This is a genomic window from Aeribacillus sp. SP014, assembly GCF_054055575.1.
Genome location: NZ_JBSRXI010000001.1, coordinates 1,361,681 through 1,384,942, shown reverse-complemented (window position 1 = coordinate 1,384,942; position 23,262 = coordinate 1,361,681). Strand labels below are relative to the sequence as shown.

The following is a 23,262-nucleotide window of genomic DNA, read 5'->3' as shown; positions in this document are numbered from 1 at the left end:
ATATTTTCAAAAATGTTATGTATTGTTGTATTTTCGGGATTTTTTCGTATTGGCACATGCTTACATGTTGTAACGGGGTGAAATATAGGTGATTTTCAAAAGAACAAAGCAAGAAAATTCGTATTTTAATTTTGATCACGGGAAAGGCAATATAAGTATCACGAAAGGCAGTGAAATTGAAAGGCAAATCTTAATGATCGACCTAACAGAAAAAGATTTACAGATTATTAATGCTATACAGCCATTCGTAATAGAAAAAATTGATTTAATTGCTGATAGATTTTATAAGAACTTGGAAAAAGAACCATCGCTTTTAAAAATTATTAATGATAACAGTTCGATAGAAAAATTAAAAAAGACGCTTAGACAACATATTGTTGAAATGTTTAACGGAAGAATAGATGCAGCTTTCACCGACAAAAGAATTAAAATTGCACATATGCATGTAAGGATAGGTCTTCAAACGAAATGGTATATGTGTGCATTTCAGGATCTATTTTTAGCACTTATGGATATTATCCAACAAAATATGATGAATAAGGAAGATTGCTTTCTTGCCATAAGAGCGGTCTCTAAAATTATAAACTTAGAACAACAATTGGTATTAGAGGCGTATGATACTGAATCAATAAGATTAAAGGAAGCAATTGCAATAGAGGAACAAAAAAGGTCAGTTCGTAAAAATGTTGCAAAAGCATCTCAAAATCTGGCTGCAATCTCGGAGCAGACAAATGCTTCTTTCCAGCAATTAATCGCGCAATCAAACGAAATCGTTTCCCTTGCAAAAAACGGAACTAGTCTATCTCTATCCGCACAAGAACGTGCCGAAAAAGGAAAAGAACATATGCATCAACAGACATTAAACATGTCGAACATTTATAGTGCCGTTGATAATATATCAAATGATGTCCATTTATTATTGGAAATATCAAATAAAATGCAAGAAATCGTCGGCATTGTTACTGGAATTGCTGACAAAACCAACTTATTATCGCTTAATGCTGCCATAGAAGCTGCAAGAGCAGGTGAATCTGGCCGCGGTTTTGCTGTTGTAGCTGAAGAAGTCCGTAAATTGGCCGAACAAACTAAGAATTCAGTTTCAAAAGTATCTTCTCTCATTCAAAATACCCAAAAACAAGTAGAGGATCTTACAAAGTCGCTTGAAAAAATAAAAACAGAAGTGAATAACGGCCATCAAAACATGCAAGAAACAGAGAAACACTTTGAGCAAATTTTGGACACAATGGCTAAAACAATGGATCAAAACAATAAAATCGAGACGGAATTGATATCGTTTGTAAATGTGGTAAATGAATTAGGAAAAGCGTTTGAAGAAGTGTCCCTCTCTGCAGATCAATTAACGATGATTACAAAAGAAATGAACTAATATTTCGAAGAGAGAGTTGGAAAATTGCCCAATCGACTACTTAAGAGATGCTGTAATTATACTGTGTCTCCCCCTTTGTAAAAGAGTTCTCACCTGTTGCATCGAAGCATGAGAAGCTGGGAAAAAACATGCATACTATACAAGAACCGGGAGATGTTCTGTTGGTACGTGTCTCGGTTCTTTTTTATTTGCAAAATAAGTCTGCTTATGCAGTTAATGAAGCGATTTAAAAGGTCGGAAGCATTCAACTATTCGGATGCGGTCATTCACACATTTTAACAGATGAAGTACTTTAAAGCGTGCGGATCAATCCATATCGAATCACCAATACTTTATGAAGGTGCGCTTCGTTCGCCAACGCTGGATTTAATAGTTGATGTGCGAATTTTTGTAGATTTGTTGCGAAAAACACAGTTTAAAAACTCTCAAACTCTTGATAAAAAGGTTTTAAGATTTTTTTCAATATTTCCACAAAAATATATAAAAATCAACGTTTAAATATGGAATTTTTTACACTAATTCCCTTATAATCAAAATGATAGCAGCTACAAAGCAACATAAAAGAATATTAGAGCAGCTCCAATTAGAACAAGCTGACAAATATACCATTTTATTTAATGGAGGATTTATGATGTATGGTCAATAAAAAGAAGCTTGCGTTTTTCTCCCTGTTATTTTTTATAGCCTTCACAATTATAGGGGACGCATATATTTATTATTTAGATGGAAAAGTATTTGAAAGTGATTTTAAGTATACAACAGATGTGAAAAGTGAGAAGTTAAATCGAGAGTACATACAAGATTTAGACCGACTGAGCAAAGAACTAAATTTAAAAATATATGTCGTATCATCAACCGTTAATTCTAGTAATTCTGCTACCTATACGATCTATTCTACAAAGGAAAATAAAAATTATTTTAAAAAAAGAATATTAGTAAAGAATGATCATTCTATATTTAAATCGTTAATTAGCGGCAAGAGAGAAATTATATTTAAACCCTTTAGCGATATTACTGAGATAAAAAAAGAAGAATACTTTTATGTTTTTGGCACTAAAAAAAGCGTGGAAAAATTGCGTTCTGAAACAATTGATAAATACGGAATGAGCAAACCCGAAGAAAACCGCTATCAAAATGATGCAATATTTATGATTATTTCGGCTTGGACCTTTGTGTTTTTCATTATATTCTTATATACCATGTTTGAGGTTAATAGCCTAAAAAAGGAAGTTTTAATTAAATATTTTAATGGGTCTGATAAGAAAAGTATAATTGTTCCCTTGATGATTACAAATTCAGTAACTATTATTAGCAGCGCTTTTATTGGTATGTTACTAGCGATTTTTATAACTGAATCATCTAAGTTTCTATTAATATCAGTTCTCATGTTGTTTGTTATCGTACTTTCTACAAATATTCTCTATCTTATGCTTCGCAATTTGGATATTAAGAAAACATTTGTAAGAAGCTATTACACATTAGGATATAAAATATTAGCCTTTTTTATATTGTTTATCATAACTGTAACCTTAATCTTAACTTTAACCTTCAATCTGAAGACGATTTACGATGCTATATTAACGATTAACCAGAGGGATCATTGGGAAGAATATTATGATTACGATAATGTCCTCTTTTTATTAAAAAACTATACCGAAACTACGAACTTTGAAACAGAAAGAGAATATGCAGTTAAATTTTATAATGATTATCTCGATAAATACCGAATTCATTTATCATTTGATTTTTCAAACAATGGCGGTATTTCGTCAAGTATGGTGAATGTAAATGAGTCTATAGTGTATTTGAATAAATATGCGAAAAAGGAAATTAAAGATTTAGGAATTGATTTAAATAAACTGAAAGAGGACAGATATTATCTCATTTCTAGATATACAGATGCGGAATTAAAAGAAAAAGGTATATTTGATCCATCAACACCTAATGAAATTACCAACTTGTTACAAAATGATGACGGGATTTTTGAAACAATAACTATTAAAAATCCTTACACATTATTAATACATGATATTAATATGGCAAATTTAGCTGATAATTATAAGAAAAATCCTATCATTATTTTTGATACCCATAGTAAATTACCTAGTAATGAAATGGGTTTCTATGTCTTTAATTCATTAGTTAAATTTAACAATGACAATAATTTTGAAGCTTTTATTAAAAAAATTGGCTATGAAGATGAAATTTTCTATAAAAATAACATAAAAGATTTATATTTAGAAAAACGTGCTGAAAAAATATTAGTTTTATTAATCAATATCATTTTAAGCATTATGTTGTTAATCTTATTTAATATTTCTTTATCTACCATTTTAAAAATGGATTTTAATTCTAGAGCCATTGAAATAGCACTTCATAAAGTATTCGGAAAAACTTTTGTTCAAAGGTATAAAGGTGTATTCAGATTGTTAATTGGTGCCTTCATTTTAGGTGTGGGAATTGCCTTAGCGGGAAAAATTATGTTCTATCATTTCTCTTTCCTTTATATTTTTTTCGCAAGTACAATTGTGCTGATAAATACTATTGTCATTCTTTCACTGTTTATAAATAAATTTGAACAGATAAGCATATCCCGCGTATTAAAAGGTGGTATATAAAATGCTGGAAATCAAAAATATAACGAAAAAATTCGGGGATCGTGTTCTATTCGAGGATTTCTCTTGTTCTATCAAGCAAGGTGAATGTAATGCACCCCTTTGTCAAGACACAAATTGATAATATTTAAGTTATCCATTCTCTCCTTTCGCTATGAATGTGGTGCGTGTGCAAAAAAGGCTTGACATGGAGCCTCTACGGGCACGATTTTTTGCGCTGGAGCGATGGACAGATAACATCGCATGGCTAAAACAGCCTATCATGCCCGTCTCTCCATATAAAGCCTCTCATCACGTTCGATGGTTAGGATGCTTGAACCATCTTAGGTTGCTTGTACACTGTTGCTGGCGTCAAATAGTCCAAGGATTGGTGAGGTCGGTCTGTATTATAGAACGTAACATAGCGTCGAATGCCTTTTCGCAACTCTTTAGGATTCTCGAATTCATTGAGATAGATACATTCATACTTTAAAGCTCTAAAGAATCGTTCCGTACGACTATTGTCTGTTGCTCGTCCTTTGCCATCCATTGATACCTGGATGCCATACTCTTTCAACAGCCCGAGATAGTCAGCGTTTGTAAAATGGCTGCCCTGGTCACTATTGATGATGGCCGGCTTACCATGACGCAATGCCCGCTTCAGACAGTCGATGACAAATCCTTTCTCCAGCGTACTAGATAACTCGTAATCGATCACTTTGCGGCTGAACCAGTCGATGATGGTAAACAGGTACATAAAGCCCCGTCCCATACGAAGGTAGGTGATATCCACTCCCCATACATGGTTCGGACGGGTGATCTCCAATCCACGGAGCAGGTAAGGCCGGCAGTACTTGGCATGTAGCCTCTTACTAAGGTTGGGTTTTGGGTAAATAGCTTGTATACCCATAAGGCGCATGAGACGGCGTACGCGTTTATGATTCACATCAAATCCTTTCTCACGAAGTTTCGCAGTCATGCGCCTGTAGCCAAAGTAGGGATGAGCTGTATAAAGCATATCCATTTCGTGCATGAGCATGATGTTTTCTGAGCTTTCTGTTTGCCTCTTTGATTGGCGATACACGCTAGTACGATGAATACCTAATAACTGTGCCTGACGCTTGATGCTGATCGATGGGTGATTGAATTCGACCATAGCCTTTCGTTCGTCAACAGACTTATTTGAGCCCAGATTTTTTTTTCAGCCAGTCAACTTCAACCGTTAACTGACCTACCAATTTCTCTAAATTTTCTTGTTTGGCCTCATATTCTTTACGGATTTTATCCACTTCGCTTGAGCCTTTTTCAAAGACCATCGAGGATCGTTCTAGAAATTCTGCTTTCCAACGACTGACCATGACTGGGCTTAATTCATATTTGGCGGCTATTTCATTGACGGTTTGCTCTTCACGCAACACCTCAAGAACCACCTTAGCTTTAAATTCTGCGGTATATCGGTTTCTTTTTTTCATGGTATCATTATAACTTATTTATCACGCTCATGTGTCTCACCTTATGGGAGCATTATAGAATTTGTCGTATTCAGTGGAAAGAGCGGCAGCGGGAAAACGACGCTTTTAAATATAATAGGAGGGATTGAAAAGGTAGATGCAGGGAAAGTATTTATCGACGGCTTAGATCTTTCGAAAAACGATGATATTCTTAAGGCATATAGAGAGAAGCTCGGATTTCTTTTTCAAAACTTTGCATTAGTAGAAAATAAGACTGTTGAAGAAAACATTCTGATGATCGACAAGAAATATAGAAACAATACCACTGTTTCAGCAGCATTAGAAAAAGTTGGATTGAATGGTTACGAAAAAAGAAAAATATATACTTTGTCCGGTGGAGAACAGCAAAGAGTAGCCATTGCGCGTCTGTTTATGAAAAAATGCAGTATTATATTGGCAGATGAACCGACAGGAAGCTTGGATAAATATAACGCCAATCTAGTGATGGAACATGTAAAAGAACTTAATAGATTAGGAAAGACCATTATATTGGTTACACACGATGAGGAATTAAAAAAGATGGGAGATGTTATCATTGAATTATAAAAAAGTTTTTTTAAAAATAATGATTGGAATTGTTGGCATATTTGCTTTGTATTTTGGCATCCACACTTATGCCAATGGCCAATTGGTGAAAACATATGCGAAAGGATTCGAACAAAACCCATTAGGTGATTATTCGAAAAACGAATCAGATATGGTTCTTACAGTATATAAAGCTCCCCTTTTCCAGACATATACCAATTTATCAGTGCTGGCTCGAGGAAGCGATCATTAACATGTATCAAAGTGGCATGAGTACGCGTGAAATTAGCAAGTTTATTGAACGAATTCTAGGAAATGCCTACTCCCCAACAACGATTAGTCATATCACGGATGTGGTAAAGGAAGACATTGTAAAAAGGTGAAACAAAAATAAGAATAGTGATAGGATATGATGGTAAGATATGGACAGCATTTCCAGTAAAATAACTTTTGAATACAATTTTGTAGTTGATAATGGAATTATTTCAAATAAAGATAAACGTGATGTTCCTACCATATTAGCGGTAGAAGCTACACTTACAATAAAAATCAATAATGAGTTATACTTTGAAACAGAACTTGCTATTTTAGAATTCTATAAAGCATTATACGAATGGAAAAACAGAGTCACAGATGAACATATTCCAGAATTCCATTATTATACGATTGAATATGACGATTATGAAGATGGTGCTATTCTGTCTTTAATTCCATTTTCAAATAAAGCAAGAGTGAAATCTATTTGGGCAGAGCAAGATTTGTACAATGTTTTTGATTTAGACTATATCGTAAGGGAATTTATTCAATTAGAGCAAAATCTAAAACGAGATATAGAAAATTACTTTGGAATCGAATTGAAAAAATTCATAAAACATATCCCTTTGATGAAAGGTCCTTATTCGGATGATTATTAGCAATAAAAGAGAGACTTGAATTAAACAAGTCTCTCTTGCTCTTTTCAAGAAAATATTAATATTAATATTAATAATTAATGAATTTTTCGGTTTGGTTTTTTAACTTCATTTCTTTTGCTAATTAATCCTGTCCCGCAACAGAACCAGCAAGTTTCTAATTGAAATCCTAATATTCCTGTTCCATCACAAGCTTTACATCATTCTTTATTATCTTCTGTCATATGTTTTCCTCTCCTTCTACCGAAAAATGTTTCAATGCAAACCGTTTTTAATATACCGCCCGTCTTTTTCTTTGTAACCAAAGAAGTCATCCACTTCCCTCGCCCAAACTTTATCTGTTCCATAATTAGCTTCGGATTGGTAAATGACATGCGGTAAATCAGAGTCGATAAGCCAAACACCATTATGAAAATATAGCGGTATGTCCCTATCGTTTTCATAATAACGAGCTGTTCCTTTAGGTACTAAACAACTCTGGTCTTCAACTTCGTTTAAAGGTAAAGCAATGCATTTGAACTGATAATCGTTTCCTTTATAATGTGTGTAAATATCGTTTCGAATCATATGAAGTCTCCTTTCTACACTATCTCTTGTTCTATCAAGCAAGGTGAATTTGTCGTATTCAGCGGAAAGAGCGGCAGCGGAAAAACGACGCTTTTAAATATAATAGGAGGGATTGAAAAGGTAGATGCAGGGAAAGTATTTATCGACGGCTTAGATCTTTCGAAAAACGATGATATTCTTAAGGCATATAGAGAGAAGCTCGGATTTCTTTTTCAAAACTTTGCATTAGTAGAAAATAAGACTGTCGAAGAAAACATTCTGATGATCGACAAGAAATATAGAAACAATACCACTGTTTCAGCAGCATTAGAAAAAGTTGGATTGAATGGTTACGAAAAAAGAAAAATATATACTTTGTCCGGTGGAGAACAGCAAAGAGTAGCCATTGCGCGTCTGTTTATGAAAAAATGCAGTATTATATTGGCAGATGAACCGACAGGAAGCTTGGATAAATATAACGCCAATCTAGTGATGGAACATGTAAAAGAACTTAATAGATTAGGAAAGACCATTATATTGGTTACACATGATGAGGAATTAAAAAAGATGGGAGATGTTATCATTGAATTATAAAAAAAATTGTTGTCATATTTTCTTTATATTTCGGCATTCACACTTATGCCAATGGCCAATTGGTGAAAACATATGCGAAAGGATTCGAACAAAACCCATTAGGTGATTATGCGAAAAACGAATCAGATATGGTTCTTATAGTATATGAAGCCCCCCTTTTCCAGACATATACCAATTTATCAGTAAGTAATAGCAAAGATAAAGTGGATTTAATTGTTTTGACCCCTCTTTATATGGTCTTATTGTAATAGATGATGAAAATAACGCAACTTATCAAATTGAAGTAAATAACCATCTCGAAACAGATGATGAAAAATATAAACATATTCTTCAAAAAAAGCAAAATGCTATTAACGAAATAAAATCCGTGGCAAAAAAAGAATGGGGTTTAAACTTTTAAAATGAAAAAGAGAACTAGCACACAAAACATGAACTAGCACCTATTAAAAGTAGCCCTTATGCGTTTTTGTTCAGAAAATAAGATCTGCTGGTGCAAACATTGGGGCAGCTTTTTAAAAAAGGTTTCTCAGACTTTTTTATTGATCTTTTGTGAGTTCTGCTCACGTTTGACCAAAGCATGTCGTTTAAAACAGGCAGACAACCTTTGTTCGTTGTCTGCCTTGATACATGCTTAATTTTCAGATAAGGATGCTGCTTCTGCTCTGACAAGCCCTTTTGAAATTTTTCCGGACGGAGTGGTCGGCAGTTCATCTTTAATCACTAAATATTCTGGAAACTTATACTTTGCAAATCCTTTTTCCTGCAAATATTCTTTAATTTCCTCCAGATCAATCGTTTCATTTTCTCGCAAAGAGACGAAGGCGCAGCCCCGTTCGCCTAGACGAGGATCCGGAACACTGACGATTGCCACTTGTTTGATTTTCGGATGCATTTGCAATGCTTCTTCAATTTCTGAAGCATGATATTTTAATCCGCCGCGGTTAATCGTATCTTTCGTCCGTCCGACGAAATGGAGGTATCCTTTTTCATCAAGCCAGCCTTGATCCCCTGTTAAAAAATAGCCGTCTTCCGTAAACGACTGGGCGGTTACTTGCGGATTTTTATAATATTCAATAAATAAGCTTTCTCCTTTAAAAGCGATTTCTCCTATTTCGCCCGTCGGAAGCGGTTTGTGCCGTTCATCTACAATGATGACTTCCCCGACCGGAGCCGGTCTGCCAACTGTTTCCCATGTTAACGAAGCTTCATCGCCCGGACGAGTAAAGGTTCCTGCACAAATTTCGCTCATGCCCCACTGAGCAGCAACATCGCAGTTTAATGTAGCCCTAAGATCTTGAACCATTTTCGCCGGTATTTTTGTTCCCCCAGTTAAAATAAGCCGAGGATTTAAACCGCTTACATTTTGCTGTTCGCACTGTCTTAATAAGTCAATTAAATGTGCGGGTGCAGCAGTCAAAAAAGATACTTGTTCTTTTTTCAATAAGTCGATAATTTCATTTGATTTATATTCTCGATAAAGTAAATGCTTCGCTCCATATCGAAGGCTAATGATAATCATCGGCAGTGAAAACATGTGGCATAATGGAGTTAAACATAAAATGGTATCATTGTCCGTTATTCGATACTCCTTGCCATTTAGCAGATGGCACGGAACAAATGTCCGGAATGTATGAAGAACTCCTTTAGGATTGGACTCTGTACCTGATGTAAATAATATGATGCACGGATCATCAAAAGCCGGTAAGTTTTCATGTATGTCTTGATCAGAAACGGAATCAGGTTCTGATTCAAGCAAAGCTGTGATACTTATGCTGCGGTCATTCTTCTTTTCCCCTGCCACCAAAACATGCTGTAAATGAGGAAGCTGAGCCTTCAATTCATGAGCAAGTTGTTCATGATTGAATCCCTTCCAATTGTCAATTGTTACAAACGCTTTCGCTTCACAATGTGAAAGCATATATTGCAGCTCTTTTTTCCGGTAGTTTGGACTGAGCGGATTAAACACTAACCCAATTCTCGATGCAGCAAGATGTACGACAACAAATTCCCAGCAATTGGGCAGCTGTGCAGAGATGGCATCGCCTTTCTTCAAACCTAGCTGTATAAAATGCCTCGCCAATCTTAATGACAATTGATTCAAATCTTCAAAAGTATAGAAATTGTCCCCTTCTGCAAAAGCAACACGGTCTTTAAATTTTTTTGCCGATTCCTCAATCAATTCATGAATCAGCACATTTTCAGTCATCCGGTTTGCTGCCATTCAAATCCCTCCCATCAAAAGTAGACGGAAAACCGCCTTCTTACATAAATGGCGGTTTTCCGATTGAGTTTGTCAAAAACAACCTTTGCCTTCAGCTTAAAATTAAGACAAAAGGATGTTTTTGACATGTTCAGGAACAGGCACTGCTTTTGGCCGATCTTCTGCGACAGATGTCCATGCTCTCACTTCATGGCCTTCTGCTACAACTTGATCCCCTTTTTTAAACGTATGCTTGATTTTGAAAACTTTGTTGTTAACTTCTACTACTTCAGAATGGACAGCTACCTCATCATCATAAAGAAGAGGTGATTTAAACTGGCAAAATGCTTCCAAAAGCGGTGTAATGATCTTTTCATCCGATTGCAGCTTCGCCACAGGAAAGCCTGCGGAGCGCAACAATTCATGCGAGGCTTGATCCATCCACCGGTAAAAATTCGGGTAAAACACGATGCCAGCAGCGTCTGTATCTCCCCACACTACTCTAAACGTATAAATATTTTTCATGTTTCCACCTTCTAATTCTCATCTGCAAATTTCACGTTTACGGAAAATTCCCCCACACTTCCAACTTGAATGCGGACGACATCTCCATCACGGATCGGTCCGACACCTTCAGGAGTTCCGGTTGCGATAATATCCCCAGGGTTTAATGTCGAATAAGTCGAGGCGACTTCCAAACATTTATAGCAATCATAAATTAAATGCTTCGTGCTTCCGTCCTGGCGCAATTCTTCATTGACCCAGAGCTTCAATGAAAGATCATTTGGATTTTCAATCTCATCAGCCGTCACGATCCATGGACCGATCGGTGTGAATGTATCAAATGATTTTCTCCATGTTCTCTCTTCATTTCCCCGGATGGAAATGTCCAATAAGGCGAAATAGCCGAAAATATAATCTTTTGCATCTTCATATTTAACATTTTTCGCTTTTTTGCCGATGACATATCCGAGTTCTGCTTCATGATCTGTTCTTCTGTCTTTAAATGGAAGCAAAATCGGATCGGACGGACCTGAAACAGATGACGGAGCTTTTAAGAACAGCGCAAGTTCTTCAATCGTTCTCGGAGCGTTGTTAAATTGTTTGTTCATCTCCTCTTGGTGTTTTTTATAGTTAACAGGAGCAGCCCATATTTTGCTTGGTGAAGGGACAGGCGCTCTAAAAACTACTTCTTCAAGATCGTACTGTTTTCCTTCTTGAGCTGCCTTTTCCAGTGTATCTTTTAATGAATCAAAATTTTCCATCAGCCTTACTAATGATTCATGCGGCTTTGTTTGATCCCAGTCAGCGGTAGTTGTTACATCTGAAACTTTTTGGCCTGCTACGATTCCTAATCGATTATCATTAAAAATGGCAATTTTCATAGGCACACTCCTCACTTAAATCGCTTCTGCACAATTTTTAATCTATTTACGGGCCTGGAGTAAATACTTTTTCAATTTTTTGATGTCCTTCCGGATGGGCCTCTTCATATTCTAATCCAAGAATGTCCATAACCGGCTTATCATTGAATGAGAACAAATAGGCGTCCTCCGATCCTTCATTGACATGCTCATGCCAGCTCCACGGCGGCAGAATGAAGAAGTCTCCTCTTTCCCATTCAAATTTTTGTCCGTTAATGACTGTATATCCTTTTCCTTCAAGAACATGGTAAATGGCGCTGTGCACATGGCGATGCGCTTTCGTATGCTGGTTCGGCAGCAATCTTTGCATCATCGAACCGATTCTTTCATCTGCCGATCCTCCTGTTGTCGGATTGATGTATTCAATCGCATAGCCATCATACGGATCTTCGTTTTCCTTTGGCGATTTACTCATTTGCTCTAAAACATATTTTGCGCGCTCCCATTTGTAGCCAATAATAGGAGACGGATACCCAGGCTTTTCTTTTTTGCCTTTCGGGACGAACGCACCTTTTGCAAATTTTTCAGTTGAATAATTTTCAAGCGGCTGTTCAGGGTAAAATCCATTTTCATAAGGTTCGAAGAAAGAAGCAGCCAAATTTTTCACAAGTCCTACATCCAAACCGTCCAGCCAAATCATCGGTTCAGTTCCTTCATGTTTATGTTCATGCCATGTCCATGCAGGAGTAAGAATCATATCTCCCCGTTCCATGTACACTTTTTCCCCATTCACAGCTGTATAAGCTCCAGAACCTTCAATAATAAAACGGATCGCTCCTTGAGAATGGTGGTGCGAAGGAGCAAATTCTCCCGGCAGCAATAGCTGGATTCCGGCATACAACGTATGTGTCCCATATCCGACTAATCCATGTTTTAATAGATTAGGATTTTGCAAATAAACAACGCGCCGCTCAGCATCTTTTCCAGGTTCTAAAATTTCTCCCGCCTTCATAACATAATCGCGGATCGTTTTCCACTTCCATAAATATGGCTCCACATCATGAACAGGCTCTTTCGTCACCATGTGTCCTAAATCATACCATAGCGGACCTAAATAACTATTTTTCATCCCATCGTAATATTCTTTTAATTCTGTGTCCGTGATGACTTCTTTTTTGCTCATAGGAAACCCTCCCGAAAAATAAAATTGATCCAAAACTAATGATCATGTATGCGTTTCCACCAATCCTAAAAAAATAAAATTTTTTATTTGTTCCTGATATAGGGAACTTAATTACTTAATTCGATATTAAAAAATAAAATTAATATTGTCAATAGTCAGAATTTATTTTCTAAAAACTGGGCGGATACCTCACTCAGCAGTGCCCGTGCATTCTTTCCTCATTTCAATTCATCTGCTTAATATTTGTCATCACGCTAAAAAAAGGCTTACAGAAAGTTTCGTTCTATTAAACTTTCATGCAAGCCTCATTTGTTTTGATTATAATCTTTTCCAAATTTCTTCTCTGACCGATACTTTCCATCAACGCCAGCTTCTGCATATGACCTGCATAATGTGATGGATGCTTGATAGTTGTCATAATATGAGACGGCTCGAAATTTAGATTTTCCTCTCCCCCTTTGCTAAATGATTCGTAAAAAGCGCTTTTTATCTTGTGAATGAACCTCATACACGACAAATAGTAGGAATGGTTTTTTCCTTCAATTTGTGCAAACTGTTTAGCAGTTTCAAGAAAAACCGATATTCCTCGCTGCATCTATTTTTCTGCACAAAGGAAAATGCATCTTTAAAGAAAAACTCTCTAATACTTCCAGCTTTTTGTCTTTCCAACAAACAAAAACAAACCCGCTCTTTCTTGAATACGGGTTTGTTCCAAAATCAAACGTTTATCGAAATGTCCAGAAATCTTTGAAGCTAGAGCTAATGGGCAATTATTTGATTATATTCGGAAGCCAAAGAACCATCTGCGGCCAATAAGTAATGATGAACAATGCAATAATGGACACGACCAAAAATGGCAAAATGGCTTTCGTTAAGGCTTCCAGCTTGACATTTCCCAACGAAGAAGCAAGGTAAAGCCCCGCTCCAACTGGAGGTGTAAGGAGACCAATTGTTAAATTTATACAAATAATTACTCCGAAATGAATTGGATCAATTCCATAGTTTGCAATGATTGGCGTAAATATCGGTACAAGTATAATCAATGCAGCGATTCCGTCCATAAACATTCCTACAATTAATAGAAAAATATTAACTAATAGAAGAAACAGGAACGGATTTTCAGTTAAAGAAGTCATCCAGGATGCAATTGTTTGAGGAATTCTCTCAAATGAAAGCATCCAACCAAATAAATTTGCCATTGCGATGAGCATAGTAATGATAGCACTTGAAATAGCTGTATTAATCATAATAGTTGGAAGATCTTTAATTTTCAGTTCTTTATAAATAAAAAAACCGACAACTAACGCTACAACACATGCAAACGCTGCTGATTCCGTAGGAGTAAAAACACCGCTTAAAATACCGACAATAATTATAAACGGTACTAACAGTGCAGGAATCACATTCAAGAAAGATTGGAACATGACGGATATTTTAGCGCGTTCATGCGTCTGCCACTTCTGCTTGTAGCCTGTGTATGCAATTAGTAATATAAAGGCAATCCCCAATAAAATTCCAGGCATAATTCCTGCCAAAAACATTGAACCGATCGATGCTCCTGACGAAACGCCATAGATAATAAACAGCATGCTTGGCGGAATAATGGGACCTAAAAGACCTGCGGCTGCTGTCGTGGAGGCGCTAAATTCCCTTGAATATCCTTCCTTTTCCATTGAAGGCACCATAATTTTGCTCATCATAGCAATTTGAGCTGTAGCTGACCCTATAATGGATGCAAGCAGCATATTCGAAACGACATTCACATATGCCAATCCACCTTTAAAATGCCCAACAAGAGTCGTAGCAAAGCGAATTAAACGCTTTGTTATGCCGCCGGAATTCATTAACTCCCCTGCCATCATAAACAGCGGAATCGCAAGTAGACCGTAACTTTCAAGGCCTGAATATAACCGTTGGGGCGCTGTTGATAACAAACCCGTATTTCCAGTTAACAATATATAGAGAATCGTCGTGATTCCAAGTACAAAAGCAATCGGTACTTGTAAAAGGAGGAGAATAATAAAGATTAACAGTGCGATAGTCATATTACAATGCCTCCTTTTTGCCTTGGAAATTTTTTAAAATCAAATCGAGCGTATGAATGCTAATAAAGAAAAAACTAACAGGTACGCTCAAATATGGAATAATCATCGGCAATTGCATCGAATTGGAGCGTTGAATCATTATATTAGATGATGACAGCCACATGACAGATAAATAGAAAATATACAAGGCGAAAAGAAGGACGGAAAGCAAACTGATGCCAATCAAAACTTTTTTTGTTTTTCCATTCATTTTATCCATAAAAAGAGTAACGGCAGCAGAGTTCTGCCGTTTAATACTCATGCTTCCCCCAATAAAAGTTAACCATGCTAATGAAAAAATGGCGGTTTCGTCTGACCAGTTTAAAGGAGAGCTTAAGAAATAGCGATAGAAAACACCTAAAGATAATGAAATGAGCATAAAAATGCATAAAATGATCGCCAAAATTTTTTCAATACTGTGTAAGATTTCACTCAGGCTATGGATAAACTTCATAAAAACTCCCCCGTTATTGTTTCGCTTCCTCTAAGAACTTTTTAATAACCGGTGATTTTTCAGCATATTTGTCCTTCACTTCTTTTGCGATCGAATCAAAAGCAGAGGTATCGGTAAGTTCTTTTACTTTAACTCCATGCTTTTTTAATTCCTCCAAGTTCTTATTCTCTCGTTGAATTGCTTCTTGAACACCCCAATCTGCTGCTGCTTTTAATGCTTTTTTCACAATTTCTTGATCTTCAGTCGTTAGCTTGTCATATGTTTTTTGACTCATCACAATAACAGATGGGAACGTTATATGGTTTGTCAACGTTAAATTTTCAGCATTTTCATAATATTTTTCCGTTACTAACGCATCTAAATCAATGTCAATTCCATCGATGACACCAGTTTGCAAAGAAGTATATACTTCAGAAAGCGGCATTGCGGTTGGACCAGCGCCGACTTTTTCCCAAAATTCCTGAATAGCCGGGCTGCCAATAATGCGAATTTTTTTCCCTTTCAAGTCTTGCGGAGAAGAGACATGCCCGTTTTTCATCAAAATGTGGCGGTTTCCGGCAAAAATAAAATCAAGTCCGACAAGCCCTTGTGAATTCAGATCCTCCAACATCTGCTTTGCAGCTTCCGATTCTCTCATTTTCACCGCTTCTTCTAAATTTTTAAACGTGAATGGCATAAACCAAGCGTTTAATGAATCTTGGCGCGTACTCATATAAGCGTTTGTCAGAAAACCAAAATCTAATGAGCCAGTTTCAAGCTGCTGTGCCATATCTTTTTCCAGTCCGAGCTGAGAAGCAGGGTAAATTTCCAGTTTCATTCTTCCGTCTGAAAGCTTTTCCAGCTCTTCCCCGAATTTCAAAGCAGTTTGATGCCAGACGTGAGATTCTTGTGTCACATGGCTTACTTTAAAAGTGTATACGTCACCGCCTTTTTCAGAGCTTTTCTCATCCCCGTTTGCGTTATTGCCGCTGCATGCTGAAAGAATGATGACTAAAATGGACAGCATGACAAGCAACCTCATAATTCTCATTTTCTTCATGTAAAAATCCCCCTTTTTTAAATCAACTTTGTTAATAAAAGTTTGCAGGTACCAAAAAATGAAACGCTTTCAATAATAAACATTAAAAAACATTTATTATTGAAATAGTGAATTCGTTTCATTTATATTATAATTTATCTGCTCTCTATGTCAAACCATTTTTAATATTTATTATTTTCTAATAATTAAAAATAAAAAAGCAGCTTTCCAGCTAGAAAGCTACTTCCCGCTTTTAAATCCAAAGGATTCAGATAATTCGCGAGCGCATTTTATGACGTATTGGCTCACTTCATCCGTCGGCTTATGCGGGATCAGCTTCGTGAAGCCTACCAATGTTATGGAGGCTACAAGATCATGATTAAAATCTAAAATCGGCACACTAAATGACGAAACGTGCTCCACTAAAGGCTCTGCTGCGTAAGCAAAGTACGTTTTTTCAATTTCAACTTGCTCCTTTTCAAATTCCTTCCGTTGTTCTTCCGTCAATTTGCTTAACTCTTTTAACTTCCATTCCTTAATCTCAATTTCAGGCGTTTTGTTGAAAACAGCGAAAATTTTCCCTGTGGCAGACATTAAAGGCAGCCGTGTTCCAATTTGCGCTCCGATATTTAGACCGTAGTTGGCATTCCAAATATTTGCGATAACCGGCCCTTCATGCGTCCAAACTGTAAGCAGCGATGTTTGGGCTGTGTAGCGGCTGATATCTCTTAAGTACGGCGTCACCCTGCCGATCACATCTTTGCTGCCAATTGCAGCCGAACAGTATTGAATAAATTTTCCTCCCAATGAATATGTTCCATGTCTTTTATCCCGATACAACAATCCAAGCTGCGTCAATGTGTTCAAATATTTATAGAGGTTGCTTTTTGTAATGCCGGACAACTCCTGAATTTCCGTAAATTTTAACGGATGATCATTGTTTGCAATAATCTCTAAAATTTGCACGCCAGTTTGCAACGATTGAATGATTTGTACGTTTTTTTGCTGCTGCATTTCTCTTCCCCTTTTAATCCATTTTTTAACCCAATATCCAAATTCTTTTATAAACATGAATGTAACAAGGAACTTTGAAAAAATCAAACACAATAAAATAACTGAAAAATTTTTATTTTATTAAAGTTGACAATTTTAAAATATTTATTTATTTTTATTATTAAATAACAATGTTATCTAATAGTGGATTTTATGATCCAAAAGTGAAAGGCTAACACTACCATTTTTCAAAATATTGAATGCGCTTCCAATTTTTCATTAGTCACGTTTTCTAATAACACAGATCAAGAGTAGGTGCCGTTAAAAATTTAAGCAAAATGTATTGCCTAAGGAATGCTTTTAGGCCATACAATTTTCCCGATTATTGCTGCATGGATGCAAAAGCTTCCGAAAGGGTTCCATTCGAACGCCCATAGACATATACACACATCGATTTATCATGCTCCGTTATACGATCATTAACGGCACTCGATTTAACTGGGAAAAAGGAGATTTTTTCGTTGTCCCGAACTGGTCGTGGCATGAACACGTTGCAGAAGAAGAAAGCTATTTTATTCTCAACAAATGATTTGCCAATACTTGAAAAATTCGGATTGAAACGTTTGAGCAGTCAAAACGGTTATCAAGAAGTAAAAGATAGTTTACACCAGCCTTATAAATTGAATTTTGTAAAAAGTGAACTTGAAGCAATTGTCGATTCATTTCATTTTTCATTCTAATAAGGGGGATCAATATATGAAAAACAGTCAAACAGATTTAATCATTGTCGGCGGGGGGATAGGCGGTCTTTCGGCTGCTCTAGCGGCAGCGGAAGCCGGAAAAACTTCATTAGTTTTGGAAAGAGCTCCTCAGTTTGGTGAAGTCGGAGCAGGTATTCAATTGGGACCAAATGCAACCGCTGTGCTGAAACGATTTGGAGTCATGGAGGAAATTTCAAAAGTTGCTGTATTTCCAAAACGTCTTGTGCTAAAAGATGTTTATACGGCAAAAGAGTTGTCAGCAATGGACCTTGGCGAAGCATTCAAAGCCCGATACAAACATCCGTATCTCGTTTTGCACCGTTCGGATCTCCACCGAATTTTGCTTGAAGCTTGCAAGAAAACAGGTATGGTCCGCTTCAAAAACAACCAAACAATTGAGACTGTCAAGCAAGAACATGTCGTTGTTTCTGTTTACAGCCAAAGCGGAGAAATGTTCACGGCTGATGCCGTCATCGGAGCAGACGGACTTTGGTCAAAGCTTAGAAAATATTTCGTCGATGACGAACCCATTTGCTCTGAATATGTTGCTTACAGAGGAACCATACCGATTTCCGAAATTTCAAACGCAAACTTAGACGATGTCGTCATGTGGATCGGCCCTTATTTGCATTTAGTACAATATCCAGTAAGATGCGGAGAGCTTTATAATCAAGTGGTCGTGTTTAAATCTTACAATTATAAGGCAAATTCCGATGATTGGGGCACACCTGAAGAAATGGACAGACGATTTAAAGGATGCCATCCGGATGTGAAAAATGCCTTAACATTTATACAACGGCAAATTCGCTGGCCGATGTATGACAGGCTGCCAATTAACAATTGGACAAAAGGGAAGGTTACATTGCTTGGCGATGCAGCTCATCCTATGCTGCAATATTTAGCTCAAGGAGGCTGCCAGGCGCTTGAAGATGCTTCTTATCTTGCAGATATGCTCAAAAAATATCCGGACAGCTATGAGCAAGCATTCGCCGATTTTCAGAAAGAGCGGCTGCCGCGTACAGCAAAAGTACAAACGAGCGCTCGGACATGGGGTGAAATTCTTCATACTGAAGATCCTGTTGCAACACTGCTCAGAAACACTATTTTTGAACAAAGAACTCCGCAAGACTATGAAGTGGCCGATTTCCTTTATAGCTATGACAAAACGACTAAACAAATCAATTAATATATGAATAGAGAAGCCTGACGTAAAAATTTGAACTTATAAAAAATATTTTAATAGAAAGCGGTGAAAAACAATGGATAGCCTTCGTTTCACCGCTTTCTTCATACCATTTGCACGATTCTTTTATTTTTTTAAAAAAAGGTGTACAATTAGTTTGTTGTTTAAAAAGTCTGAAAAAATGATTTTTTTTCAAAGAAGGGACAAATATGGAAGAAGCAAAATTATGGACGAAAAATTTTTTTAGTATTTCAATTTGTAATTTTTTTCTTTTTATAAACTATTATTATTTGCTGGTCACCTTGCCGATCTTTGTCATTCAAGATTTAAAAAGCAGTGAAGCTGAGGCTGGCTTAATAGCAATGGTTTATTTATTTGCTGCGATCGTGACTCGCCCGTTCGTCGACCAATTTATGGAGAAGCTTGGAAAACAAAAAATGTTGATTATTTCCTTGGTCATTTTCCTGATCGCCTCTATTTCTTATTTATTTGTCAGTTCAATTGTCTTATTATTGATCATTCGTTTTCTTCATGGAATCGGTTTCGGGATCGCGACAACCGCAACAGGGGCGATTGTGGCAGATATCGTGCCGGAATCGAAAAAAGGAGAAGGAATGGGATATTTTATTTTATCTTCCAATGTCGCCATGGTGATTGGACCGTTTTTAGGGCTTACCTCGTTAGATCATTGGGGTTCTTTTGTCATGCTCGTCATTGCCCTTATTTGTTCCGTTGGGGCGCTTTTGACCGGGGGAATAGTTAACCTGCATGAAATGAAGCCGAAACTAAATAAAAGAGAACTTTTCAAAGTGAATTTCAGCTTTGAAAAACTTGTAGAGGTATCAGCATTCCGCATTGCGTTGATTGCTGCCTTTTTAGCTTTTGCTTATTCGACTGTATTATCGTTCGTCTCCGTTTTTGCGGAAAAAATGAATCTTGGCGCCGGTTCGAATTTATTCTTCGTCGTGTATGCAATCGTTTTGCTCATTTCCCGGCCGTTTACCGGAAGGTGGTTTGACCGATACGGCGCAAATGTCATTGTTATCCCATGTATCGTTTCATTTGCCTTCGGATTATTTATATTGAGCATGGCAAATACATCCTTCATCTATTTGTTAAGTGCAGTATTTATCGGTCTTGGATGGGGAACCTTGTTTCCAAGCTTCCAAACAATGGCTATACAAATTGTCCCTCCACAGAGAAGAGCGGCTTCTCTCAGCACCTTTTTATCGATCTTCGACATCGGCATCGGCCTCGGATCGTTTTTAACTGGAGCAGTTGTTGTGTTTACTGGATTTACATCTTTATATTTTTACACTTCGCTTTATGTGTTGGTAGGTTTAGTTTTATATTGCCTCTTTGTACAGCATCGTTTTGCCAGAAAGCCGAAAAGTTTGGAGCACGATCGAAAATCTTCTCTTCAACAATAGCCCCCTTTAAGCAATGGGGGCTTTATCATTGCTTTAATCCTATTTACTCTGAGATTTTATCTAGTTGAATTAATCATCATCAGTGCTTTTTGGGGGTTATTGTTAGAAATATTGCAGCTAACCAGACTCACTATTTTGCAGCAAAATTTTCTGATGACGCCTCCTGTTCGATATATTGTTTAACTAATTTATAGCAATCATCAATATGTTTATTTCCTAAATATTTCATCGTTGCAAAGCTAATCCCGGCCGAAACCCCTATTCCAATGAGAGGAATAAGTTTGCTCGTCTGTTTTGCCGCCATCCGGGTTGCAGCTTTTTTCACCAAGCTCAGCACCAATTTTTTGCCAATTGTTCTTCCGATGAGTTCATTTCCTAATGAAGTTGCCAGTACGATAATGAGCTCTTTTGTTTTCGCATCCAATTGATCAACTTGCTCTTTTGATAAACCAAACTTTTGATTAATTTCATTTAGCAGATCTTTCACAAGTGCAGCATCCACCGTCACATCAATACCCGGAATTGGAACAGCTGCAGCAATAGCAGAAACAGATGAACGTCTATTCACTAATTTACGGCATTCTTCCCGAATTTGATCCAATTGTTCGATCGTTTTTGGCAGCATTAAAAAACCTCCGTTCCTAAATCATTTCTTCTGTCATCGCTTCAATGACTGCGTTGCTATGTAAAAAGAAGGCGACAAATCTAATCACCAGCCAATTCAAAGGGAAACGGCAATAAGAACGTTGCAGCCGCAAATATTTTTGAAATCTTTACTTTCTCCCTTTAAGGCTCCTGCTAAAACTTACGATTAAAAATAGTTTTTGCTTTTTCTCCATTAAATACCCCAATCGTGAAAAAAATCTTTTCTCCGCCTCCTTATAGGAAGAGTATACCATGTTTCATAGGCGTTCAGAAATAAAGTCATCTACAAAAAAAACGGAGAAACGAGTGAAAGGATGAAGTTAAAAAACTAATAAGCGCTCACAAAAAATTCTTTGTGAACTCAAGATCGTTGAAAATTCCGATTGATCAACACGCTGAACAATGGAAAAGCAGCAAGTATTGTTTATTCAATTTTACAATGGGAGCAAAAGGTGTGATTGCTTTATATTTTGAAATGTTTTTCATCGATTAATGCATTTCTATAAGAGGAAAAGCGTAAATTTAACTTTAGTTATTAGCAAATGTGGATCTTAGTAGATTCTGTGATTAACCTTTTATAAATAACCAATAAACGGAAAGCTGACTTTATTAAAGATACAAGAAAATAAACTCTTTTTTGCAAAAAGAAAAAAGCAGGAGTTCATCCTGCTTTAGCTATTGAATCATCTTCAACATAGTAGGGAAAATTTCACAATCTTAACATTACAATTTTAGAGATATGTTAAAAATACTATGAAAATTGATGAAACGTAATTTCAGGGCGGCTGCCAATTCGGATGTTCACTCCTGTTTGTCCTAGGCCTTCGCTAATATAAAACGGCCGCTCGTTATGGTAATAGAGTCCTTTAATAATGTTCATTCTTGGAAGCTTGCCTTTGTAAAAAAGATGGTACGGCTTTGGCAAATTGATTTGTCCGCCGTGGAAATGACCGGACAGTAAGTAATCAAACGAAATGTTTTCCATTTCAAGAATAACGCTTGGATCATGGGTCAGCACTAATCGCATTCCTTCTTCTACTCCGTGAAAAGCTTTTTGAACATAACTGCGGTTTGTCGTGTAATCATCAATGCCAATAATATTCAAGCATTCTTCTTCAAGCTGAATGGTCACGTGCTCATTTTGTAATGTCTTTATCCCGTAATGCTGCAGCATTTTTTTCAAAGTTTCAAAGTCTTCTTCCTTTAAAACATAATCGTGATTGCCGAACACAGCATACGTGCCGTACGTTGGATTTGTTTTTCTCAATACTTCCAAGTATGCGGAAAGTTTTGGGATACTTCTCTTCCGGTCGAGAAAATCACCTGTCAGTGCAATAAGATCAATTGGTTCTGCTGAAATCAGCTCATCTAATTCCTTTGGGCTGATCGATAAGTTTTCTAGGTGTAAATCAGATAGATGGAGTATTTTTATATTCTTTGCAGAAGCTTTCCTATCGGGGCAGCGAACTGTGATTTTCTTAACAGCTACATCCTTTGTATTTTTAATTCCTTTTATTAAAAAAAATATGAAAAGTCCAAGAAAAAATAATATAACAAAAAATAGCATAACCAAACTCCTCTCTCCCCAAAGTATAACGAACTTTCTCAAACGATCCTAGTGGGAGTTAAAGGAATTTGAAAAAAAACTCTTAGCTGCAAAAGAGCTCAAACTATTAACAAACCTGCCTTCCGCCTCTGCCGGAAAGACAGGTTTGCCTTTCTTAATTATTTTGCGCATGTCCATACGTTAAAAGCTAAAACAAGCATTCATTTTCATGATAATTTTTTCATATCTGCGAAATTCATCCGCTGCTGCCTTGCTGCTCTTTTGCATCAGTCAATCGGTTCTTTGTGCTTCTTTATCTATAAATCGTGCACC

General features: G+C 36.7%; 20 protein-coding genes and 2 pseudogenes. 10 read left to right on the top strand and 12 right to left on the bottom strand.

The genetic code is table 11. The annotated features are described in order from the left end of the window. Positions 1 to 88 precede the first annotated feature (88 nt). Positions 89 to 1,387, top strand: coding sequence for a globin-coupled sensor protein (locus ACVIJU_RS06860; protein ID WP_117017586.1), 1,299 nt, complete (start codon positions 89 to 91; stop codon positions 1,385 to 1,387). Positions 1,388 to 2,022: 635 nt separating this feature from the next. Next, positions 2,023 to 4,005, top strand: a complete 1,983-nt coding sequence (locus ACVIJU_RS06855; RefSeq protein ID WP_117017585.1) for a bacteriocin-associated integral membrane family protein — start codon at positions 2,023 to 2,025, stop codon at positions 4,003 to 4,005. Between the two features lie 301 nt (positions 4,006 to 4,306). Here the strand turns inward: ACVIJU_RS06855 and ACVIJU_RS06850 are convergent. After that, positions 4,307 to 5,453 (bottom strand): IS3 family transposase gene (locus ACVIJU_RS06850; protein ID WP_456687421.1). Its coding sequence is split into 2 segments (ribosomal slippage): positions 4,307 to 5,183 and positions 5,182 to 5,453, totalling 1,149 coding nucleotides; the frame shifts between segments, so codons are not numbered across the junction. On the opposite strand from ACVIJU_RS06850, the gene ACVIJU_RS06845 reads away from it, so the two are divergent. From ACVIJU_RS06845 to ACVIJU_RS06830, 4 genes and pseudogenes are all read left to right on the top strand, one after another. Then, positions 5,382 to 6,038 (top strand): ABC transporter ATP-binding protein, encoded by a 657-nt coding sequence (locus ACVIJU_RS06845; protein ID WP_456687420.1) that lies wholly within the window; start codon positions 5,382 to 5,384, stop codon positions 6,036 to 6,038. The two genes, ACVIJU_RS06850 and ACVIJU_RS06845, sit on opposite strands and share 72 nt — an antisense overlap. After that, positions 6,028 to 6,270 (top strand): hypothetical protein, encoded by a 243-nt coding sequence (locus tag ACVIJU_RS06840; protein ID WP_456687960.1) that lies wholly within the window; start codon positions 6,028 to 6,030, stop codon positions 6,268 to 6,270. The genes ACVIJU_RS06845 and ACVIJU_RS06840 overlap by 11 nt, the downstream gene beginning before the upstream one ends. Continuing rightward, a pseudogene (locus ACVIJU_RS06835) lies at positions 6,248 to 6,394 on the top strand (transposase); the annotation flags it as partial. The gene ACVIJU_RS06840 and the pseudogene ACVIJU_RS06835, both read left to right, overlap by 23 nt. Before the next feature lie 45 nt (positions 6,395 to 6,439). Further along, on the top strand, positions 6,440 to 6,931 hold the full coding sequence (locus ACVIJU_RS06830; protein WP_066246766.1) for a DUF7878 domain-containing protein: 492 nt from the start codon (positions 6,440 to 6,442) through the stop codon (positions 6,929 to 6,931). A gap of 252 nt (positions 6,932 to 7,183) precedes the next feature. Here ACVIJU_RS06830 and ACVIJU_RS06825 read toward each other — a convergent pair whose 3' ends face one another. Further along, on the bottom strand, positions 7,184 to 7,495 hold the full coding sequence (locus ACVIJU_RS06825) for a hypothetical protein (protein ID WP_063389466.1): 312 nt from the start codon (positions 7,493 to 7,495) through the stop codon (positions 7,184 to 7,186). Here ACVIJU_RS06825 and ACVIJU_RS06820 point away from each other — a divergent pair, their 5' ends adjacent. Then, entirely contained in the window at positions 7,496 to 8,068 is a 573-nt protein-coding gene (locus tag ACVIJU_RS06820) for an ABC transporter ATP-binding protein (protein ID WP_205419953.1), read from the top strand. Positions 8,069 to 8,699: 631 nt separating this feature from the next. On the opposite strand, the gene ACVIJU_RS06815 is transcribed toward ACVIJU_RS06820, so the two are convergent. The 8 genes from ACVIJU_RS06815 to ACVIJU_RS06780 all read right to left on the bottom strand — a co-directional run bounded on the left by ACVIJU_RS06815 (position 8,700) and on the right by ACVIJU_RS06780 (position 17,385). After that, positions 8,700 to 10,289, bottom strand: coding sequence for a class I adenylate-forming enzyme family protein (locus ACVIJU_RS06815; protein ID WP_240326814.1), 1,590 nt, complete (start codon positions 10,287 to 10,289; stop codon positions 8,700 to 8,702). A 102-nt stretch (positions 10,290 to 10,391) separates the two neighbouring features. Then, positions 10,392 to 10,793: an acyl-CoA thioesterase gene (locus tag ACVIJU_RS06810; protein ID WP_063386378.1), complete on the bottom strand. Its 402-nt coding sequence runs from the start codon at positions 10,791 to 10,793 to the stop codon at positions 10,392 to 10,394. Between the two features lie 11 nt (positions 10,794 to 10,804). Continuing rightward, positions 10,805 to 11,653, bottom strand: coding sequence for a fumarylacetoacetate hydrolase family protein (locus ACVIJU_RS06805; RefSeq protein ID WP_063386379.1), 849 nt, complete (start codon positions 11,651 to 11,653; stop codon positions 10,805 to 10,807). 46 nt (positions 11,654 to 11,699) lie between these two features. Beyond that, entirely contained in the window at positions 11,700 to 12,815 is a 1,116-nt protein-coding gene (locus ACVIJU_RS06800; protein ID WP_063386380.1) for a cupin domain-containing protein, read from the bottom strand. Positions 12,816 to 13,585: 770 nt separating this feature from the next. Further along, positions 13,586 to 14,860: a TRAP transporter large permease gene (locus ACVIJU_RS06795; RefSeq protein ID WP_063386382.1), complete on the bottom strand. Its 1,275-nt coding sequence runs from the start codon at positions 14,858 to 14,860 to the stop codon at positions 13,586 to 13,588. Position 14,861: 1 nt separating this feature from the next. Then, positions 14,862 to 15,353 (bottom strand): TRAP transporter small permease, encoded by a 492-nt coding sequence (locus ACVIJU_RS06790; protein ID WP_063386383.1) that lies wholly within the window; start codon positions 15,351 to 15,353, stop codon positions 14,862 to 14,864. 13 nt (positions 15,354 to 15,366) lie between these two features. After that, the gene (locus tag ACVIJU_RS06785; RefSeq protein WP_063386384.1) at positions 15,367 to 16,392 is read right to left on the bottom strand and encodes a TRAP transporter substrate-binding protein; all 1,026 of its coding nucleotides are present in this window, start codon (positions 16,390 to 16,392) and stop codon (positions 15,367 to 15,369) included. A 219-nt stretch (positions 16,393 to 16,611) separates the two neighbouring features. After that, positions 16,612 to 17,385, bottom strand: a complete 774-nt coding sequence (locus ACVIJU_RS06780) for an IclR family transcriptional regulator (RefSeq protein WP_063386385.1) — start codon at positions 17,383 to 17,385, stop codon at positions 16,612 to 16,614. A 342-nt stretch (positions 17,386 to 17,727) separates the two neighbouring features. Between ACVIJU_RS06780 and ACVIJU_RS06775 the strand changes: the two are divergent. From ACVIJU_RS06775 to ACVIJU_RS06765, 3 genes and pseudogenes are all read left to right on the top strand, one after another. Then, positions 17,728 to 18,104: pseudogene (locus ACVIJU_RS06775) on the top strand (hypothetical protein); the annotation flags it as partial. Positions 18,105 to 18,120: 16 nt separating this feature from the next. Then, positions 18,121 to 19,311, top strand: coding sequence for an FAD-dependent monooxygenase (locus ACVIJU_RS06770; RefSeq protein ID WP_117017361.1), 1,191 nt, complete (start codon positions 18,121 to 18,123; stop codon positions 19,309 to 19,311). Positions 19,312 to 19,517: 206 nt separating this feature from the next. Beyond that, positions 19,518 to 20,738, top strand: a complete 1,221-nt coding sequence (locus ACVIJU_RS06765; protein WP_311067095.1) for an MFS transporter — start codon at positions 19,518 to 19,520, stop codon at positions 20,736 to 20,738. 130 nt (positions 20,739 to 20,868) lie between these two features. On the opposite strand, the gene ACVIJU_RS06760 is transcribed toward ACVIJU_RS06765, so the two are convergent. After that, on the bottom strand, positions 20,869 to 21,363 hold the full coding sequence (locus tag ACVIJU_RS06760) for a hypothetical protein (RefSeq protein WP_327848182.1): 495 nt from the start codon (positions 21,361 to 21,363) through the stop codon (positions 20,869 to 20,871). Positions 21,364 to 22,134: 771 nt separating this feature from the next. Further along, positions 22,135 to 22,950, bottom strand: a complete 816-nt coding sequence (locus ACVIJU_RS06755; protein WP_456687419.1) for a metallophosphoesterase — start codon at positions 22,948 to 22,950, stop codon at positions 22,135 to 22,137. Between the last annotated feature and the right edge of the window lie 312 nt (positions 22,951 to 23,262).

Excerpts from the sequence above, each read along its gene's own strand:
- ACVIJU_RS06855 (WP_117017585.1), top strand. The coding sequence starts at position 2,023 with ATGGTCAATAAAAAGAAGCTTGCGTTTTTCTCCCTGTTATTTTTTATA.
- ACVIJU_RS06830 (WP_066246766.1), top strand. The coding sequence starts at position 6,440 with ATGGACAGCATTTCCAGTAAAATAACTTTTGAATACAATTTTGTAGTT.
- ACVIJU_RS06825 (WP_063389466.1), bottom strand. The coding sequence starts at position 7,495 with ATGATTCGAAACGATATTTACACACATTATAAAGGAAACGATTATCAG.
- ACVIJU_RS06820 (WP_205419953.1), top strand. The coding sequence starts at position 7,496 with ATGAAGTCTCCTTTCTACACTATCTCTTGTTCTATCAAGCAAGGTGAA.
- ACVIJU_RS06815 (WP_240326814.1), bottom strand. The coding sequence starts at position 10,289 with ATGGCAGCAAACCGGATGACTGAAAATGTGCTGATTCATGAATTGATT.
- ACVIJU_RS06810 (WP_063386378.1), bottom strand. The coding sequence starts at position 10,793 with ATGAAAAATATTTATACGTTTAGAGTAGTGTGGGGAGATACAGACGCT.
- ACVIJU_RS06805 (WP_063386379.1), bottom strand. The coding sequence starts at position 11,653 with ATGAAAATTGCCATTTTTAATGATAATCGATTAGGAATCGTAGCAGGC.
- ACVIJU_RS06800 (WP_063386380.1), bottom strand. The coding sequence starts at position 12,815 with ATGAGCAAAAAAGAAGTCATCACGGACACAGAATTAAAAGAATATTAC.
- ACVIJU_RS06795 (WP_063386382.1), bottom strand. The coding sequence starts at position 14,860 with ATGACTATCGCACTGTTAATCTTTATTATTCTCCTCCTTTTACAAGTA.
- ACVIJU_RS06790 (WP_063386383.1), bottom strand. The coding sequence starts at position 15,353 with ATGAAGTTTATCCATAGCCTGAGTGAAATCTTACACAGTATTGAAAAA.
- ACVIJU_RS06785 (WP_063386384.1), bottom strand. The coding sequence starts at position 16,392 with ATGAAGAAAATGAGAATTATGAGGTTGCTTGTCATGCTGTCCATTTTA.
- ACVIJU_RS06780 (WP_063386385.1), bottom strand. The coding sequence starts at position 17,385 with ATGCAGCAGCAAAAAAACGTACAAATCATTCAATCGTTGCAAACTGGC.
- ACVIJU_RS06770 (WP_117017361.1), top strand. The coding sequence starts at position 18,121 with ATGAAAAACAGTCAAACAGATTTAATCATTGTCGGCGGGGGGATAGGC.
- ACVIJU_RS06765 (WP_311067095.1), top strand. The coding sequence starts at position 19,518 with ATGGAAGAAGCAAAATTATGGACGAAAAATTTTTTTAGTATTTCAATT.
- ACVIJU_RS06760 (WP_327848182.1), bottom strand. The coding sequence starts at position 21,363 with ATGCTGCCAAAAACGATCGAACAATTGGATCAAATTCGGGAAGAATGC.
- ACVIJU_RS06755 (WP_456687419.1), bottom strand. The coding sequence starts at position 22,950 with ATGCTATTTTTTGTTATATTATTTTTTCTTGGACTTTTCATATTTTTT.